This window comes from Clostridium sp. YIM B02500 (assembly GCF_022324665.1).
In the GTDB taxonomy this organism is placed as follows: Bacteria; Bacillota; Clostridia; order Clostridiales; family Clostridiaceae; genus Clostridium; species Clostridium beijerinckii.
On record NZ_JAKGTE010000045.1, the window covers coordinates 18513 to 38278 of the forward strand.

A 19766-nucleotide genomic window follows, 5' to 3' on the forward strand; every position below is an offset into this window, starting at 1 on the left:
TTAAAATATTTAAGCCCAAATTATTATAATTTTTTTAATAGTATATTCTTAGCATCCTTTTTTCTAATAGCTAAATCAAAACCTCTAAAGTTTATAATAATTGGATCACCAAGTGGCGCTGTTCTCCTAAGTTCAACCTCAGTTCCTTCGATGCATCCTAACGCAAATAATCTCTTAACTAATTTTGAATCTCCTTTAATAGATGAAATTATTCCTTTCTCCCCCGGATTTAAACTGCAAATACTCATAATAATGACACCTCCTAAATGAAATTATTTATCATATAATTAAGAATATCATTATTGTCTATAATAATCAATACGAAATTGGTATATTTACTCATATTTTTAATATATTTAAGTTGCTTTTTTCTTATACAGCAATGCGAAATTAATTTGCATACAATTTAGCATAAATAATATTTTAGATTAAATAATCAATTGTATATATTTAGCAATTTATATTGCTATTCTATTACTTATGATTCTATAAATCAAATATATAAGTATATTTAGAAAAATTGCTTAAAATTTATAATTATTTGATTTTCTATAAATAGATATATTTCAAAATTATTGATTAAAGTACTAACTATTTCAAATATTTCAATGATCATTTTATTTAAAAATTAATATTTATTTAAGTACTTAAAAAAGGCGCCTTAATATTACAAATAGGCACCTTTCTTGAAATCTTTTTACTATTCTTTAATCTCGCTAATTATATGCTTTGATTCACTATAAGAATTTGCTAATTGTTTAAGTGGCGAATCATAAGGATTTACCCATCCTCTGTTAACAGCTCTTTACATTGCTAATCCATTATACCATCCATATTACATAATTTATGAAATGAGTTTTAAAATATACTTCCAAATCGTTTTAAACTTCTATCTAGATTTTCATTATAGTCATTTGAATTTTTATTAAAACTATTTATTTTTACTACATCATTACTTGTTGATGAATGTATATATTTGCCATCGCCTAAGTACATAGCAACATGACCTGGAAAAAATATTAGATCTCCTTTTTTTATTCTATTAAATGTTATTTCTTTAATAGGAAAACCTTCTTTAATATTTGCATCTCTATAAATTAGAATTCCATTCAACATATATGCCATAGAGCAGAGTCCCGAACAATCAATTCCAAGAGGAGTTTTTCCTCCCCATCTATATTGAGTTCCAATATATGATATGGCGGATGATGCTAAATTATCCCTAAGATCCTCTTCATTATTTACATCATAACCGCTCTTCAAATTGGATATAAAACCACTTCTTATCCAGCCTATACTATGATTAGGTAATATAACTTTTGTAAACTTATTGTCTTTGCTCCATTCGTAGGTAGAAATTAAATTAGCTCCTCTTGTCAGTGTTGCAATTGGAAATCCAGATGCTTGAGGCTTATTAAGAATATCTGCAAAAGAATTAATAACTATTGAATTTTTTTCTGCTTCCCATTTTTCTGATAATTTATCATCTATTATTAAATCAATACCATTAATATATCCTTCGTAATTGTAGTGAGTTCTTACATAAAACCAATTATTAAATTCCTCCTTGAGTATTTCAACATTCATTCCAAATAGCACTTCATCTACGCTTTCTGAATTATTTTTTGGCTCACGTTTTAACATTCCTATAGTATTATTAACTATTGCATTTTTCATCAAATCACTCCAATGTATAATGTTTGATAATAAATTAAAGAATAACTATTTCGCTTCTTTCTCCATTTATCTTTACTCTTGCTCCTAATGGAATACTTATAGTAGGAGCACAATGTCCGCAAGCCAAATTATAAATTGTTGGAGTATTTTCTGGCTTTATCAATTCTTCAAATATCTCCATTAATGTTAAACTGTTATTCCCTTCTATTGGATCACAACCAGTCCATGAACCTAAAATAATGCCTGCAGCATCTTTAAATTTTCCACACTGTTTTAATTGAAGTAACATCCGATCTATTTTATATGGATATTCATCTACCTCTTCTAAGAACAGTATCTTTCCTTTTGTATCAAGTTCATATGGAGTTCCCATAGATGATGCAACTAAAGAAAGATTTCCCCCAACCAATTTCCCTATTGCTTTTCCATTTACTAAAGTTTTTATTTCTTGTCCATCTGGATTTTTTAGTATTCCTAATGGCTTATCACTAAATATATTTTTTATAAAATAATCCATTGTATAATCATCTACACCTTTATAAAATTCGGTTGATATCATTGGAGTATGAAAAGTTATAAATTTACAGTTTTCATTAAATACAGTATGAAGAGCTGTAACGTCACTATACCCTGCAAAAACCTTCGGGTTTCTTTTTATCATGTTGTAATCCAGCATGTCCAAAAGTCTTCCTGCTCCATATCCGCCCCTTATTGCAAAAATACCTTTTATGGTCTTATCATCAAACATTATATTAATATCATTTGCTCTGATTTCATCACTTCCTGATAAATATCCGTGATAACACTTGCAACTTTTTCCTAAAACAACTTCAAATCCCAGCTCCTCCATAGCTTTAATTGACGGTTCTATTCTATCTGGTTTTGTTGGACTAGAAGCTGCAATTAATCCTATTCTATCACCTTTCTTTAAAGGCCTTGGTCTTATCATATATATACCTCTCTTGATATTTTTTATATTCAAATTCAATAAAAAGACCATTGTATTTAATATAGTTTACTAAAAATTACATGAACTATATTTTGCAATACAATGATATTTCATAATCATTTGCCAAATCTATTTAATTATATGAATAACCAATATACTTTATAATATATACTTAAAATTTTTGTAGACTCTAAGACTCTACGATGTAATATAACGTAGAAATATTACTATTGGAATGAACTTTTAAATAAAGCTAGTTCTTGAAATCTGTTCAGCGTTTATTCAGAAATAATGTATATAGTTAAAATATACATAAGTATTTTAGTAATCTATGTTTAGGTTAACGCTACTGCATATTAATATAGATTTACAATAATTATATCAATTTTATTGATATATTTGTTTAACAATATTATAGTTGAAGTAATATTGATTGCTGAATAAGACACTTCAGCCAGAGTAATTCGTTTCTTAAAAGGGTAATAAACAACTTTAATTTCTATAAGACTGATAGAGTATCTTTGCGTTGATATAAAGCATACTCATTATAATTATAAACCTATTGACAAACGCTCTTTATAATCATTAATACAAGTTTATAGATACTGGCTTATTTTTAAGGGGATTGTTCCATTGGACTTATGTTAATTATAAGTTCATGGTTTCATCAATATGGTTTATAGTAAGCTCCAACTCTTATTCATTTGAATAATACTCAAATATATTCAGAAAATACATAATGAAATTAAATAAAAAATAAGATTTCTCATCTTTACTAAATTAATTAGCATAGATGAGAAAATTTACAGGAGGAAACTTATGGATAATATAGTTCAAAAATTCAAAAATACTTTCTATACAAAAGAATTTGTTACTTTTTTAATAATAGGGGTTATAAATACATTTAACGGAACTGTTTTTTCTTATATATATTCAAGCTTTTTAAATGAAAATATAGCATTTATAGTTGGCTATATTTCAGGTTTAATTATATCCTATTTATTGAACAGTCTTATAACTTTTAAAGAAAAACTGCAATTGAATAAATTTGTAAAATTTGCAATATCATACATTCCAAATTTTATTATTCAAAATATAGTTGTAATAATAGTTTTTAATTTGATGGGTTTAAATAAAATTATTGCTTATTTATTAGCGGCAATAATAGGTGTTCCAATCACATTTATATTAATGAAATTTTTTGCATTTAGGAAAAAATTTGATTGAGTATTTCTCCAGAAATTACATTGGTAAAATCAATGAAAGAAATTAGACTTCTGATTTTAAACCTGTATAATCAATATCAGGCATACAAAATAAGTGATAAGTATGTATGCCTTAAGTCATCTTTTAAGAAATTGGAGGTACTTAATGAATAAGATAAAAAAATACTATATTATTATTCCTATAATAACAGCTATCCTGTCTCTTATAGTAATGGTAGTAACATCAATAAATTCAAAGGTAGTTAATAAAGGTTATTCTTATTTTACTGAAGATCTTAATTCTAATAAAATATCAACTGTAATAGTTGATACTTCTCCTAAAATGACTGTAATACTAAATAGTGGTGATAAATACTCTACGGATAATCCGCATACTGATACTTTAAAAGAAAAACTATTACTAAATGGAATAGAAGTTAAGGATGAGACCACTCCCCCTATTTCAAAAACTATTCCTTCTGGAATTTTAGGATTATCACTTTTTGCAATAGTTGCGATGCTTGTATATAAATCAAAAGGTGGAGTTTCTTCTGTAACATCGATGGAAATGCAAGATTTTAGCAAAGATAAGAAAGCAGCCCTAAACTTTGATGCTGTAGCCGGAAATGAAGAAGCTAAAGAAAGTTTAATGGATGTTGTAGATTTTCTTAAGAATCCTGAAAAGTATCAAAAGTATGGTGCTAGAATGCCAAAGGGTGTTATTCTCTATGGTGATCCAGGTACAGGTAAGACATTACTTGCAAAAGCAGTTGCAGGTGAAGCAGGAGTTCCATTTTATGCACTCAGTGGTTCTGATTTTGTCCAAGTATATGTTGGAGTTGGTGCTGCAAGAGTCAGAAATTTATTCAAGAAAGCAAAATCTCAAGGAAAAGCTGTAATATTTATTGACGAGATCGATGCTATAGGTAAAGCAAGAGGTAATGGAAAAAATGGTTCTAGTAACGATGAAAAAGATCAAACATTAAATGCGCTTTTAACTGAAATGTCTGGATTTGGACAAGAAGAAGGAATTGTAGTAATTGCAGCTACAAATAGACTTGATATGTTGGACAAAGCTCTTCTTAGACCAGGAAGGTTTGATAGACATATAGAAGTTGCATTACCAGATGTTAATGCAAGAGAAAAAATCTTATCTCTTCATTTAAAGAATAAACCACATGAAAATATTGATATTAAAGATATAGCTAAAAAAACAGTATATTTTTCTGGTGCAAAGCTAGAAAGTTTAGTTAATGAAAGTGCTATATTAGCAGCCAAAGACAACAGCGATTATATAACTTATGATCATATAGAAAACGCATATTCTATAACTTTAGCTGGCCATGAAAAAAAAGAAAGAAGTTATCTTAAAGAAGAAGACAAACTTCTTACTGCGTATCATGAGGCAGGGCATGGATTAGTTAATATGCTATTGCTTCCACAGGATAAAGTTTCTAAAATAACAATTATACCGACAACAAAAGGTGCTGGAGGTTATACATTATCTATTCCTGAAGATACCAATTACCACAGAATAGATTATTTGAAAAATAAAATTAAAGTTTCACTAGGTGGTAGAGCTGCAGAAGAAATAATTTTTGGTAAAGATAAAATTTCTACTGGAGCGCATGGAGATATATCTCAAACTACTGATATTGCTTTAAAGATGGTTACTGAGTATGGTATGGGAGAAACCTTAGGGCTTATAAATCTATCAAGTGTAGGTCCTTTATATAGTAGTTATGGAAATCCTGTTATTGAAGAATGTAAAAATATTGTTAACGATCTATACAATGAAACACTGAAACTTTTAAGTAAAAATAGGGCTTCTCTTGATAAGATTGCTATAGAATTATTAGAAAAAGAGACTTTACACGAAGAGGAATTGAATAAATTAGTTTGACATGCTATTAAAACTAATTTATAATATTTCTGATTAATTATAGTAATCGTGTGACGAATTTGGGAGATGCTACAAGCAATGTAGAGCCGAAGGTGAAATCGCAACAAACTCTCAGGCAAAAGGACCGAATTCTGACGAAACTCTGGAAAGTCTTATGACACCCAAGAAGCAATCTTTTAGTTAACTATTAAAAGAGAATCTTTCAGGTAAAATAACAGGGGCGAATTGTTTATGCAATTCGTCTATTTTTATGCATAAAATTTAATTGAAAGAGGTGTTTGATTTATGAATGATATTAATATATTGGAGTATCTAGGCATATTTGCATTTGCAGCATCTGGGGCTCATGTTGCAATCGAGGAAAAATTCGACTTATTCGGTATATATATTCTCGCTACCGTCACAGCTATGGGAGGAGGAGTTCTGCGTGATATTGTAACGAATGTTGGAATTCCATTATTTTTTGAAAACTATACAACTATTCCTTTTATTATTTTAGGTGCAACAATTCCTGTTATACTTCGCGGAAAACTAAAATATAATAATATGTTTGTGACAATAGATGCAATAGGACTCTCAGCTTTTTCTGTCTCTTCTGGAATTAAAGCTCTTGAAAGTGACTATAATTTAATGCTATTTCTATTTGCTACAAGCATTACTGGAGTTGGTGGAGGCGTACTTAGAGATATAATTACTAATAGAAAGCCTGAAATCTTCAAAACTGATGTTTACTGCATTGCATGTATTCTTGGTTCACTTTTACTGTGGTTTCTATATCCACTTTTAGGAACTCATGTATCTCAGCATATATCATTAATCGTTATTTTTTCAATTAGAATGATTTGTTATATGAAAAAAATAAATCTTCCTGTAATTCATAAGAATTAATTATAGAAAGTCATTATCCTAGAGTAAATTAGCATAAAAAATACTTTACTCTAGGACAAGCCTATTTTTAGACGTACATATTTTTATATACAAAAGGAAAAGATATCATTAGATTTAGAATCCCTATAAATATTTATAAGTATATACATTAGAAAGGGGTTGATTTTAATGATTAACAAAAGCAGTAAAATTGGCGTAATATTAGCAATATTATTTGAAATATTAATTATTATTACAGCTATTAAGACCGCCTCATCAAATCCGTGGAGTTATATACTTTTTTTACTCTGGGATGCTATAAGCATATTTATTCCTTTTATTGTTCTTAAAGTTGCTAACTCTAACAAAATAACCCTTCCATCTAGTTTTTTATCAGCATCAATAATATTTATATTTGCTACTTTATATCTAGGAGAAACTCTAAAGTTCTATAGTATGTTCTGGTGGTGGGATTTATTTCTTCATGGTACATTTGGTGCATATGGGGTTATAATTGGAGTACATCTTTTACAAGGAATTATAGAAAAAACTAAAAATGCAACCAAGAAAAAATTTTCTAAATTCACCTTAGTATTTGCTTTTTGTTTTACAATTGCAATAGGCACCATATGGGAAATATATGAGTTCTTAGCAGATTATTTTTTTAAAACCGACATGACAAATGGAAGTCTTGAAGATACTGCAACCGATCTTATGATAAAGATTACATGTGCCTTTATTACATGTTTAATATATTATTTTTCTAAGTTAAAAAAGGCAAATAATGTTTAACAACCAAATAAGTTCATTAAACATTATTTCCCCAACTACAAAAAGTATTATTAATTATTATTAAGTCAATCACTCTTAAATATAGGGCGCCTAAAAATCACCCTATATTTTCTTTTGGTTCTGAAAAATAATATCCCTGAGAGTAATCTACATTTAAAGCTTTTATCTTATTGTATATTTCCTCCTCAGACACAAATTCCGCAATAGTCTCTATTCCTAGCTCTTTTGCAAATAATACTATAGTTTTTGTAACAATTTCTGCTGACTTATCTTTATGAACATTTTTAATAATCGAACCATCAATCTTTATATAATCCACATTTAATTTCATAAGATAATTGAAATTTGAATAACCAGTTCCAAAATCATCAATCGCAATTTTAGATCCATATTTTTTTATTTCTTTTATGAATTCAGTAACTTCATTAAAATTTTCTATACCTTCTGATTCAACTATTTCAAATACAATCTTCTCAGGGTTTCGTACCTTCTTTAATTTTTTTATGATTAGGGCTCTAATTTCGCTGTTCATTATATCCTGAAGAAGAAGATTTATAGATATTTCATAATTAGTTTTATTTAAAACTTCAAAAGTTTTTTCTAACATTATTATCGTTAGTTCTTTATATAATCCAGCTTTTTTTGCTATATCCAAGAAAAAATATGGAGATATAACTTTTCCATTTTCATCAATCATACGAATTAAAGCTTCGCATTTCTCGATTGTTTTTAAACTATTATTAACTATTGGTTGAAAAAATGGAACTATTCTATTTTCAGCTATAGCATCTTTAATTTTTTTAGTCCATATTATATTTTCCTTGATTCCCTCATATATGTTAAGATCTTCCCTATATATTTGAAATAATTCTTTATTTTTCTTTGCATAATTTAAAGCCATTTCTGCTTTCTCGAATAATAATTCTTCTTCTAATGCAACTCCCATTACAATTGTCAAGAAAATTTTACCTTCTTCGTAAACAAAACATTGATTGTTTATTTCATTTTGTAAAAATTGTATTCTTGCAATAAAATCTTCTTTTGATATATCACTACTTGCTATAGCAAATATATCTGAATTTACTCTATATGAATTTAATTTATTCTCCTTACAATACCAGCTAATTAACTTAGAAATATCTTTCAACACCTTATCTCCTATTGTATTTCCATAAAAATCATTTATATCATTAAAAGACCTTATATCAACAATTGTGAGTTTAGTGTATTTTTCTATATACAAATCATTAATTAGTTTATTTCTATTTTCTAACCCCGTCAACTTGTCCGTATAATATTGTTTTTCTAACTCATCTGTTTTTTCTTTTATTTTTTCCTCTAATTTTATATTTAATTGATTTAATTCTTCCCCAGTATTCTTTATAAGATTATATAATGCTGAATCCTCCTCATTGAAATAAGAATATTCATCGTCAATTTCTGATATAATTTTAATTCTTGCATTGACATCTTCTGAAAGTGCTAATACAGTCATCGTTTCTGTGTAAAACATATTTTTATCATTGACATTGTTAAATTCACCAAAAGTATAAAAACCACCTACAGATAAATCTTTAAACGGTATTATTTCCTTTGCATTTACTTTCTTAAATATATTTTTTCTTGAATCACATGAATATATTAATAAACTCTCACATGGGCACCTTGTAATCTCACTATACATTTCCTTTGCACTTTGCAAAATTTCTCTTAAGTCACCAAAACCAATCCTTATTTTTTCACCAATATCCAGCTTTGTAGATATAAGTGCTTCTTCTGCATTTATGAATTTTAATATGTGAGTACTAAAATATCTGTTATTTCTTTTTACCATTAATGGAAACTTATTTCCCATACGTAGAATTTGATCATTATTGTTAGTACCTAAATACTTGTTATAAAATTCTTTTACTGATATAGTTCCTATCTTTTTTACTATGTTATCTTCTACCAATGTTATCTCGTGTTCTTTCCCTATAGGTATGCAATTAAAACTACTTCTGTTATTTACATTTAGAAATTCACCTTTTAAAGCAACTGCAGCTACTGCATTTTTTTCTACTCCCTCTTCTGTAAAAACATATGTTTCATACGCTGGATCGCTCTTTCCAGCAATTCCACCAGCTACCAGAACATGATCATTTACAGAATTTATCCCATTTAAAAGTTCCTCGCCCATAATGCTTGAATCGCCAAAAGATATTATTACCTTCGTATCCGTACTAATTAGAAGACTAGCTATTTTCACACCTTTACTAAAATCACATATATTATCCTTAACTAAAATGGATTTAATTATGGTTTTCTCAAAAACACTTATGGAGATTATGCACTCCCGTTCAAATATATCTCCATTTAGTATTTCACCTGACGACGTAGCCCCGACTATTTTGCATTGAGGAATTAATAATTTTAAATTTCTTATTACTTCATTTATAAACTCTTTATTGCATATCCCAGAAAACACTTGTACTAATATATTATTATATTTCATTATGTCATTGCTATTTACGTATAATTGTAAAGTTTTAAAGTCCCTATATTTAACATTATAGGTTTTCATAATTCACCTCAATAATCTGATATTAGATTTTTATACACATATATTCAATTATACCATTTAACGAGGTCTTATTCATTATTTTTCTACATAATTTAGCAGAATTTTCGTTTTAAATCATTAAAGTTAATACAACAATATTACATTTATTTATAATATTAAATAATTTGAGAAAGTTAGTCTTATTCTGATTATATTATTAGTATACTATGTACTATTAAATATTACATTATGCTTCCATTAACATATCTTTATAATATACAAAATTTATTATAAAACAAAAAGATATAAGCAAACATTCCACCTATATCTTAATTAAATTAATACATACCAAATTCACTTATCTTCATCGCTGCAGAATATGCCTTGTAGTTTAAATCATGAATATTCTCTAACGAAATTGGTCGACGAGCTTTTTCTAGAAGATAATCAAATAACTTAATAAATTGAGTTGCTTCATCTATAAAACAAGTTTCTTCTGGAGACAATGCATTTAAAATAAATCGTGAATGATCGCCTAATATTTGTAGCCAAAAGCGATGTTCAAAAATTGACATTTCTCTAATCTTACTAGATGACAAAATAGTCCTCCAAAATATTTTTTCTCTAAATAACTTATGCAACTGCATAAAGTTTAATACATTAATAGAATTTTTGAAAAAGATTATTATTTACTTTATAACTCAACAAATAAAAAAATAGAAAGTAATGCATTCTAATTTAGATATAAATCCATACCATATATTTAATTTATTATTGAGTTATATTAAATTGTCTTACCCCTTACTTATTGATTAATGTTCAATTCATTTTTTAAAGCAAGAAAAAGGCACTAAATTTATTTCTAATAAATTTACTGTCATAATTATGAAATCATTATTATAATTTTTTATAAAAATTCCTAAGGGTTTCATCCAATTGAATATTAACAATATTACATATAATTTTATAAATATTTAACTTGAAAGATGTAACTTCCCTTAGGATATTTGTGTAAATAAAATCACTGATATTAAAGTAATTTTAAATTTATACTTATTCTTATTCTAATAGATATATAGTAGTAGTTTTTCTGCCAAATTGTTTAGCCTCTTCATATGACGGGACCCAAACATCTATTACATAAGTGCCATCTTTTTTTACCTTAATTGCTCCACCTCTATCTTCAACATCAAACATGCCATCAGGCTTATAACTTTCCAACTCCGGAATATACATCTTGCTTCCAAGCGGTATATTAGATGGGGCCGCAATAACACCTATTCTTGTTGTTGTCTGCATTGCTGTTTGTGACTTCCATTTTCCCGAACATCTAGGATCATCACTATATGCAGTTAATTCTGCTTTAATAGGTTTACCTATTTGCTTTTGCTCTTTTACCGATGATGCATTTACTGAATCAGATGAACCTTCATCTGATTTCTTTACTGATTCTGCATATTTCTCAATATCGGCACTTTCTTTTTGGAAATTAGAATCTTCTTTATAGCTACCTGTAACAATTCTATTTATTTGAATATTTTTAGTTTGCGGATCTAAAAAGTTTGTTTCAAATCCTAACAAACATACTCCTAGAAATATACAAGTTTTTATAACATTTATTTTTAATTTAATCAAATTACCACTCCTTGTGTTTTATTTGTGACCTAATAATAATATAGGTTACTTTCCCCACCGATATGGTATTGCCCTATTATAGGATAAGAATGTATCAAACACAAAAGTAATTTTTGTTACATATAGATATAATTTTCATAATTGCATATGAAAAGGTTATATATGCCGTATTCTCGCATATTTCTTGGTAATATAGGCAGTAAATAATATTTGAAAAATTTTAATTTTAGTACTCTTTAAGTGCATTAAATAAATCATATGATTTTTTAGATTAATATAAATAATACTAAAATAGACTTGCATTTTAATAAATAAAATGCAAGTCTATTTTAGTAGATAAATCGCTCTATTCCTAAAGCTACTCCATCATTTTGTACTGTATCAGTTACTTTCTTAGCGTGTTCCTTAACGTAATCCTCGGCATTACCCATAGCAATTCCGCATCCTACTGTAGATAACATTTCTATATCATTCTTACCATCTCCAAAGGCATAGCTATTTTCTATTGGAATATCTAAAAAGTCCAATACTCTTAATATTCCAGTTGCCTTTGTATTCGATTTTGAATATAGTTCAAAAGATTTTTCTTCGATATTATGAATATAATCATAATCCTCATTCGCTAAATTCAAGCAATAATCCATTCCATTTTTATCATTATATAGCATCTCAATTTTGTATGTTTCTACTTTTTCTAGATCATATTCAGATTGGAAATATTTTTTAGATATACTAAAAGAATCATAGAAAGAATGTAATTTTTTATATTCATCTTTAATGTATGAATATGTTTCTCCTTGTAAAATGTATTGAATATTACGCTGCTCAAAATTATACACTAATTCTTTTATAGAATCCCATTTAAGGCATTCTTTATATATACATTTTTCCTTAACTTTCACATATGCTCCATTAGTAAGAACAAATCCATCAAATCCAAAGTTATATAAAGATTCATTTAAAAAGGCATATGGTCTGCCTGTTGCAATAAATACATAATCTCCATTTGCTTGAAGTGAGCGAATTGTTTTTTTTACCCTAGGCCTAATATCTGTTATTCCATTTAAACAGTCCATTAAAGTTCCATCTATGTCAAAAAAAACTGCTTTTTTCATGATTACATCTCCCCCATAGTAATTCATTCTCATTCACTATACTTTATTATCATTTAATATCATTTTATTTTATTTATTTATCATTGTCAATTCATTTGATTATGTTTCAATAACATAATTGTTAAAATAGTAGTAAATGAGAATTAACTATATCGACATCTATATATCTAATGCGTTCTTTATATGATTAAAACCTAATCTACTTATTGTCATTCCTAATCGTTCACCTTTGCTAGCATTATTTTTATAATAATCAATAACCATTTCTGTAACAGCTTCCAATTCATCAGGCTTGTAAAGTTTTTTAAGACGATTCCCTATTCTTAAATTTCTTCCAAACTTACCCCCTAAATATACTGCAACTCCTTCATTATCTAACTTCATAGATTTAAAAGGACATGCTTTGATACATTGCCCACAAGAAATGCATTTATCATAATCTATTACTGCTTTTTTATGTACCATTGATATCGCGTCAACTTTACAAGTACGTTCGCAAATCTTACATCCTTTGCACATATCTGCCTCAACCTTTGGCTCATTTTGAGCTAAAAAACCCAAATCACTGATTGGAGCTTTTACACAATTATTAGGACATGCTGCTACTCCAATTTTAAATTTACCTGGAAGATCTATTCCTAAAAACTTTCTATCGAGATTTTTAGCTATTTCTTGTGAATCTAATAATCCGAACCTACAAAGTGCTCCTTTGCAAGCAGCTACAGCTACAACCCTTGTACCAGTGCCTCCTGTCTTGATTCCTGCGTTTAATATCCTTTTCTTAACCTCTGGAATCAAATCTTCTCTAATCCAAGGTATTTCAACACATTGCCGTGTTGTAAATCCCATGTATCCATTTCCATATAATTCAGATATTTCTGCTAGACAAACCATTTCATTAGAACTTAAATTTCCTGCATCTGTCAATATTCTAAGTGAAAAATATTCTTTATCTTGTTGCTGCATGAAACCTTCTAATTTTAATGATTCAAGCTCATTTTTAGTCATTGTTTTTTATCTATCCTTTCTGCGCAAGCGGTCTATGTGCTAATCTTAGCTAAAAGTAATAATTCATATTATGAAACTTTTGAGCGCAATAAAAAACCTACAGTTATACCTGTAAGTAACTGCATATAGCTTATATTTAGATCTATAGATAAAGCCGCTTAAAATTTTATATTACTAAATTACAGTATCACGATTTATTATATAAAACTGTGATTGATATCACGTTTATGCAATTACTCATATAATCTCTTTATAAAATCATATTTTTATTTTATAAGTCCTTCTTTAAATATACTTAATTAAATTTTCATATTACTCGTCAAAATCAATCATTATAGCGGATAGGACAACTCTATATATTGTATAGATACTTTTTATAAGTACAACATATTGTATTTTATCATAAAATGATTTAAAATAATGTTATTATAAAACTTGAAGATATTATAATTCAAAAGAATATAAGGATTAGAAAGAAATTATTAGCTTATTAAGTAAAACTGGAGGAATATATATGAGCGAACTATTATCAGAATCATTTTTAAACAAATACAGAGAAATTAGGAATACGCCTTTAAGCAATATCGGTGAATTTGTTTATTTACGAACTTATTCTAGATATTTAAACAATAAAAAACGAAGGGAAACTTGGTTTGAAACAGTTCTTAGAACAACAGATTATAACATTGAACTTGGCATAGAATTTAAAAAGAAACAGGGATTAAGCATAAATTTACAAGATGAAGTAAAAGAAGCTGAACTGTTATTTGATAATTTATTCAATTTAAGGACCTTTACATCAGGTAGAACTCTTTATATGGGTGGAACTGATATAGTAAAGGAATATCCACTTTCAAATTATAACTGTGCATTTACAATGGTTGAAAAATTCCATGATTTTGTAGACATATTTTATCTTCTCATGATTGGTTCAGGTGTCGGTGTTAGAATCGATAAATCTCTAATATCAAAAATGCCTAATATAAGGAGAATATATCTAGACAGCGAATATAATGAAGATATTCATAAGTTCATGCCAAAAGAATATATGGAAAACACCAAACTTATTTTAGACGATGGAGATCCATCAGTCGCTAAGATTAAAATTGGTGACAGCAAAGAAGGCTGGTGTAATGCCCTAGAAACTTACTTTAATTTGATTACAAGTCCTGAATATATTAATATTAAGAAAATTACATTTGATTACAGTTATGTAAGGCCTGAGGGTGAAAGATTAAAAAGGTTTGGTGGCAGAGCATCTGGTCATAAATCATTAAAAAGAATGTTTGAAAAAATAAATAAGGTTTGCAGTAATCTTGTTAATGGAAGCTTAAGGTCCATAGATGTGCTTGATATAGCTACTATAATAAGTGAAAATGTAGTTTCTGGTGGAGTTAGGCGTAGTGCAATGATGATAATTTGCGATGAAAATGATGAAGATGTTATAAATGCAAAAAGTAAACTATATACAATAGTCAATGGAAATTGGATTGAAAATTCAGAAGTATCTCATAGGAAAATGAGTAATAATTCTGTTTTATATAAAGAAAAACCATCGCTTAATAAAATAAAGAAAATTTTAGAATCCATAAAAATAAATGGTGAACCTGGTTTTATTAATGGAAGTGAAGCTATGAGAAGAAAACGTACATTTAAAGGTTGTAACCCATGTGGAGAAATTTTGCTTAATTCACATCAATGCTGCAACCTATCAACTAACAATTTAGCCTCATTCGTAAATGAAGATAATAATCTAGATATTGATAAATTAGAAAAAATAATAAAACTATCTACTAGAGTAGCTATTAGAATGACCCTAGTAGACGTAGAACTTCCAGATTGGAATAAAATCATGCAAAATGATAGAATCGTTGGAATATCATTAACTGGAATGATGGATATGGTAAATAGAACAAACATGACTTATAAAAATTTAGGTTTATTGCTAAAGCGTTTACGAGATGTAGTTAGATGCGAAGGTATTAAATACTGCTCAGAACTTGGAATTTCCATTCCTGAGCTTATGACCACAATTAAGCCTGAAGGATCTCTATCCACACTTCCATGTGTAAGTTCAGGAATACATTATTCACATTCTAATTATTATATTAGAAGAGTTAGAATCTCTACATCTGATCCTCTATATAAAATGATAGAGAAGCTAAAATGCTATCCAATTTATAATGAAAATGGTCAAAGTGATGAAAATTGCACAACAAAAGTTATAGAATTTCCAATCAAAGCTCCTTACGGAAAAACAAAATATGATGTTGGAGCTATAGAACAACTTGAACTTTATAAATTATCAATGATAAATTGGACTGATCACAATACTTCAATTACCGTACATGTAAGAGAAAATGAGTGGGATGATGTTGCCAATTGGCTCTATGAGAATTTTGACTATGTGGTTGGTATAACTTTCCTTCCTCTAACAGACGAAACTTACCCTCTTTTACCTTATGAATCTACAACAAAGGAAGATTATGAGGAACGTATAAAAAATGTTAAACCTATAGATTATGAATTATTAGCCGAACTTGATGATGATAACGAACATGAAATAATTGATAAAGAGTGCGCAAATGGAGTTTGTCCAGTAAGATAATATAATATTTTATATTATTATATTAAAAGAAACTACTAAGTAATTGAAAGAAGCCAGTGCTGTAAAAACACTGGCTTCTTTCAATTATAAACACAAACTTTTATTTTATAGATAACTGCCTTTTTAGGTGTCAATATATTATAGGGTTCTATAATGAGAGCCAGACTTATATGTATATCAGCGAAAATTGAATACATATTTACTCCATATATATGTTGCAATTAAGTGTCTGGATCTCCATACTTTTAAATATAGATAATATATGTAATTAATTAATTGATTTATATATTTGATATAATAGTATAATAAATTAATTAATGGAGTAAATAAAATTATGAAAGCAAAAATACTTTTTTTAGCGCCCTACTTTGGCTTAAAAGAAATCGCAATGTCAGTTTCATCTGAATATAAGGATTTCCAAATTGATGTATATCAAGGGAATTATGAACAAGGACCAAAAATTCTGAAACAAGTAAATATAAACCAAAAATATGATGTAATTATAACAAGGGGTGGTACTGCTGAAGTTTGCAGGCAAATTACTCAAACTCCTATTGTTGAAATTCATATTAATGCCTTTGATATACTTAGAATTTTAAAATTATCTGAAGGATATAAAGGAAAAAAAATATTCTTATCTTATCCAAATATATTTAAATCATTTAAACAGCTAAGTGAACTTTTAGGTTATTCAATCGAATCAAAGTGTTATTTTGAACATAAAGATATTCGAGACTTAATTAAAGAACTAAAACAAGAAAACTATGAACTCGTTATTGGTGATAATATGGTATATGAAACAGCGCAAGAGTTTGGAATTAATAGTATACTTATTACAAGTGGAATTGAAGCTGTAAAAAGCGCTATTGATGAAGCTATACGCTTATGCAACGCTCTTTCTAATAATAAAGATTTAAAATCTGAAGCAGTTGAATGTACATATTATGAAAAAAGAGAAAAAAGTAATATTGATGATTTTATAAAAATATTAAATCCAGATGAAATATCACCAAGCTTTGTACATACAGTATTTCCTCAAACAATTCTTTCTCAAATATCATATCTAAGTAACACACCACTTCCAACAATTATTACTGGCCAAGATGGAATGTGTAAAAATGATATCGGATATTTATGCACTTACTATGGTCCTCAAAAAAGAAAAAGCTTAATATGTATAAGCTGTCACTCTATTCCTGAATATTACAACTACGACTTTCTATATAAAATCATAATTAATAAATTTAAAAACGAAGGAGGCACATTATTTCTGGAGGATATTGATACGTTATATACAGAAGGACAAAAAAAGATTGCTAATATTTTAAAAAAATTATCTAGAACTAATGATATAAAAATAATTGCATCTTGCGAATTCCCTGTTGAACTCTGTGTTAGCAATGGAAATTTACTTAGACAACTCCGTTCAATAATTGATGAAGTTAGAATTGAATTAAATCCTTTAAAAAATTACAGTAATGAAATCAGCAATATGGTAAGTATGTATCTTTCAAAACTAGATTTAAGATGTGCAAGTCAGGTTGTAGGTATAAAAGAAGGTGGTATAAAATTACTATCTGAATACGATTGGCCTGAAAATATACGACAATTTATGAGAGTTGTAAACCAATTAGCACTTAAATGTAATGGCTCTTATATTAATGTTGATGAAGTAAAAACAGCCTTAAAAGTAGAATTTGAAAATCACAAAAATGCTTCTCTAATCCCTATTAATTTAAATGGAAGCTTAAAAGAAATAGAAACTCGTATTATAAAGCATGTAATGGAGGAAGAAGGAATGAATCAGGTCAAAGTTGAGAAAAGATTGAAAATTAGTCATAGTACATTATGGAGAAAGTTAAAATGATTTCAAAATGAAACATTTTCTCTAATTAGTTTGTTGAAGACGTAATCTAACCTTTAGTATAATAACCTAATGAAGAAATATTAAGGAAGTGAAAATTATGACTAAAGATATGACCAAAGGGAATATACATAAGCATCTTATAAGCTTTTCTATTCCATTAATACTCGGAAATCTGCTCCAACTTACTTATAATGCCGTAGATTCGATCATAGTAGGAAGATTTTCTGGTACAGATGCTTTGGCAGCTGTTGGAACGGCTAATCCTGTAATGAATATTGTAATTTTAGGAATAACAGGTATATGTATTGGAGCATCAGTTCTTATGAGTGAATTTTTTGGAGCTGGGAAATATGAAGAATTAAAAAAAGAGATTTCGACAACTTTAATATTCGGATGTTTTTTTTCTCTAATAATTGTAATATTAGGCTTAATCCTCTCTAAGAATATATTAATCCTCCTTGGAGTTCCAAATGAAATTCTCGAATCTGCAACACTCTACCTAAGAATAATATTTGCCGCAATGCCTTTTACATATCTATATAATGCAGTATCTGCAGCAATGAGAAGTGTTGGGGATTCAAAAACACCAATAAGATTTTTAGCTATAGCATCTATTTTAAATGGATGTCTTGACTTTATTTTTATAGGAGGCTTTAATATGGGAGTACTTGGAGCTGGACTAGCCACAACTATTGCTGAAGCTTGCTCCGCTCTATTTTGTATAATTTACATATATAAAAAAGTACCATTGTTAAGACTATCTAAAAAGGATATAAAATTAGATAAAACGCTTTTAAAACAAACTCTCCAGCATGGATCAATAACAGCTTTGCAGCAATCTTGTCAGCCAATCGGCAAATTGTTAATTCAAGGTGCTATCAATCCATTAGGGGTAGCTACAATAGCAGCCTTTAATGCTGTAAACAGAGTTGATGATTTTGCTTTCACTCCACAACAAAGTATATCTCATGGAATGATGACTTTTGTTGCTCAAAATCGTGGTGCAAATAATAAAAATCGTATTAAAGCTGGATTTAGAGTTGGCTTATTCATAGAGTTTTGCTATTGGATAATAATCTGCTTGGTTGTATTAATTTTTAAGACACCCATAATGAAATTATTTGTCTCTTCTAATGATAATAACATGGTTGACTTAGGTGTGAGTTACTTAGGACTTATGGCATTTTTTTATTTATTTCCTGCATTTACAAATGGTATTCAAGGTTTCTTCAGAGGCATGGGAAACATGAAAATTACATTAATCTCTACACTTATCCAAATATCCTTTAGAGTAATATTCGTTTTTATATTAGTTTCTCATGTAGGGATGATAAGTATGGCCTATGCAAGCCTCATAGGATGGATATTCATGTTAGCTTATGAAGTTCCATATTACTTCATATTTAAAAGGAAGAATCATTTATTAAAAGATTACGACAAAGCTGAGAAGAAATTTCAAGTTTAAAGCTAAAATTTCACCTTAAAAAATCAATTAAAAGAAGGCATTAAAATAGTCTTAGAGATCTGAAGTGCACCCCAAATGTTAGACATATGATATAATCATATTTAATATTTGGAGGTGCATTTTTTCATGTGGA

The 19766-nt window shown here is 28.1% G+C and carries 15 protein-coding genes and 1 riboswitch; of the genes, 7 read left to right on the forward strand and 8 right to left on the reverse strand.

Features of this window, described 5'->3' with window-relative positions; genetic code table 11:
- Nucleotides 1–23 precede the first annotated feature (23 nt).
- The 3 genes from L1S46_RS23900 to L1S46_RS23910 form a co-directional block, all read right to left on the reverse strand.
- A complete protein-coding gene (locus tag L1S46_RS23900) occupies nt 24–248 on the reverse strand; it encodes a ferrous iron transport protein A (RefSeq protein WP_017211634.1) in 225 nt (74 codons plus the stop codon).
- Between the two features lie 610 nt (nt 249–858).
- Entirely contained in the window at nt 859–1677 is an 819-nt protein-coding gene (locus L1S46_RS23905; RefSeq protein ID WP_238901174.1) for an SH3 domain-containing C40 family peptidase, read from the reverse strand.
- 34 nt (nt 1678–1711) lie between these two features.
- Nucleotides 1712–2626 carry an LD-carboxypeptidase gene (locus tag L1S46_RS23910; RefSeq protein WP_236898106.1) on the reverse strand — a complete coding sequence of 305 codons (915 nt, stop codon included), beginning with the start codon at nt 2624–2626 and terminating at the stop codon, nt 1712–1714.
- An 819-nt stretch (nt 2627–3445) separates the two neighbouring features.
- On the opposite strand from L1S46_RS23910, the gene L1S46_RS23915 reads away from it, so the two are divergent.
- The 4 genes from L1S46_RS23915 (at nt 3446) to L1S46_RS23930 (ending at nt 7393) form a co-directional block, all read left to right on the forward strand.
- Nucleotides 3446–3853 carry a GtrA family protein gene (locus L1S46_RS23915; RefSeq protein WP_238901175.1) on the forward strand — a complete coding sequence of 136 codons (408 nt, stop codon included), beginning with the start codon at nt 3446–3448 and terminating at the stop codon, nt 3851–3853.
- A 144-nt stretch (nt 3854–3997) separates the two neighbouring features.
- Entirely contained in the window at nt 3998–5734 is a 1737-nt protein-coding gene (locus L1S46_RS23920) for an FtsH/Yme1/Tma family ATP-dependent metallopeptidase (protein ID WP_238901176.1), read from the forward strand.
- A 50-nt stretch (nt 5735–5784) separates the two neighbouring features.
- Nucleotides 5785–5871, forward strand: a riboswitch (glycine riboswitch).
- 148 nt (nt 5872–6019) lie between these two features.
- Complete coding sequence (locus tag L1S46_RS23925; RefSeq protein ID WP_236898112.1) at nt 6020–6622, forward strand: trimeric intracellular cation channel family protein; 603 nt, start codon at nt 6020–6022, stop codon at nt 6620–6622.
- Between the two features lie 168 nt (nt 6623–6790).
- On the forward strand, nt 6791–7393 hold the full coding sequence (locus L1S46_RS23930) for a hypothetical protein (protein WP_238901177.1): 603 nt from the start codon (nt 6791–6793) through the stop codon (nt 7391–7393).
- A gap of 97 nt (nt 7394–7490) precedes the next feature.
- Here L1S46_RS23930 and L1S46_RS23935 read toward each other — a convergent pair whose 3' ends face one another.
- From L1S46_RS23935 to L1S46_RS23955, 5 genes are all read right to left on the reverse strand, one after another.
- Complete coding sequence (locus L1S46_RS23935; protein ID WP_238901178.1) at nt 7491–9956, reverse strand: sensor domain-containing phosphodiesterase; 2466 nt, start codon at nt 9954–9956, stop codon at nt 7491–7493.
- A 317-nt stretch (nt 9957–10273) separates the two neighbouring features.
- Nucleotides 10274–10534 carry a DUF2935 domain-containing protein gene (locus L1S46_RS23940; RefSeq protein ID WP_143765764.1) on the reverse strand — a complete coding sequence of 87 codons (261 nt, stop codon included), beginning with the start codon at nt 10532–10534 and terminating at the stop codon, nt 10274–10276.
- Between the two features lie 460 nt (nt 10535–10994).
- Nucleotides 10995–11570: a 3D domain-containing protein gene (locus L1S46_RS23945; protein WP_236898120.1), complete on the reverse strand. Its 576-nt coding sequence runs from the start codon at nt 11568–11570 to the stop codon at nt 10995–10997.
- Nucleotides 11571–11899: 329 nt separating this feature from the next.
- Nucleotides 11900–12685, reverse strand: coding sequence for an HAD family hydrolase (locus tag L1S46_RS23950; protein ID WP_238901179.1), 786 nt, complete (start codon nt 12683–12685; stop codon nt 11900–11902).
- 159 nt (nt 12686–12844) lie between these two features.
- Nucleotides 12845–13693, reverse strand: coding sequence for a 4Fe-4S binding protein (locus tag L1S46_RS23955; RefSeq protein ID WP_238901180.1), 849 nt, complete (start codon nt 13691–13693; stop codon nt 12845–12847).
- A gap of 514 nt (nt 13694–14207) precedes the next feature.
- Here L1S46_RS23955 and nrdJ point away from each other — a divergent pair.
- The 3 genes from nrdJ to L1S46_RS23970 all read left to right on the forward strand — a co-directional run bounded on the left by nrdJ (nt 14208) and on the right by L1S46_RS23970 (nt 19633).
- On the forward strand, nt 14208–16301 hold the full coding sequence (gene nrdJ / locus L1S46_RS23960; protein ID WP_238901181.1) for a ribonucleoside-triphosphate reductase, adenosylcobalamin-dependent: 2094 nt from the start codon (nt 14208–14210) through the stop codon (nt 16299–16301).
- Between the two features lie 334 nt (nt 16302–16635).
- Nucleotides 16636–18168, forward strand: coding sequence for a sigma-54-dependent transcriptional regulator (locus L1S46_RS23965; RefSeq protein WP_077829786.1), 1533 nt, complete (start codon nt 16636–16638; stop codon nt 18166–18168).
- Nucleotides 18169–18265: 97 nt separating this feature from the next.
- Nucleotides 18266–19633 (forward strand): MATE family efflux transporter, encoded by a 1368-nt coding sequence (locus L1S46_RS23970; protein ID WP_012058731.1) that lies wholly within the window; start codon nt 18266–18268, stop codon nt 19631–19633.
- The last annotated feature ends 133 nt before the right edge of the window (nt 19634–19766 follow it).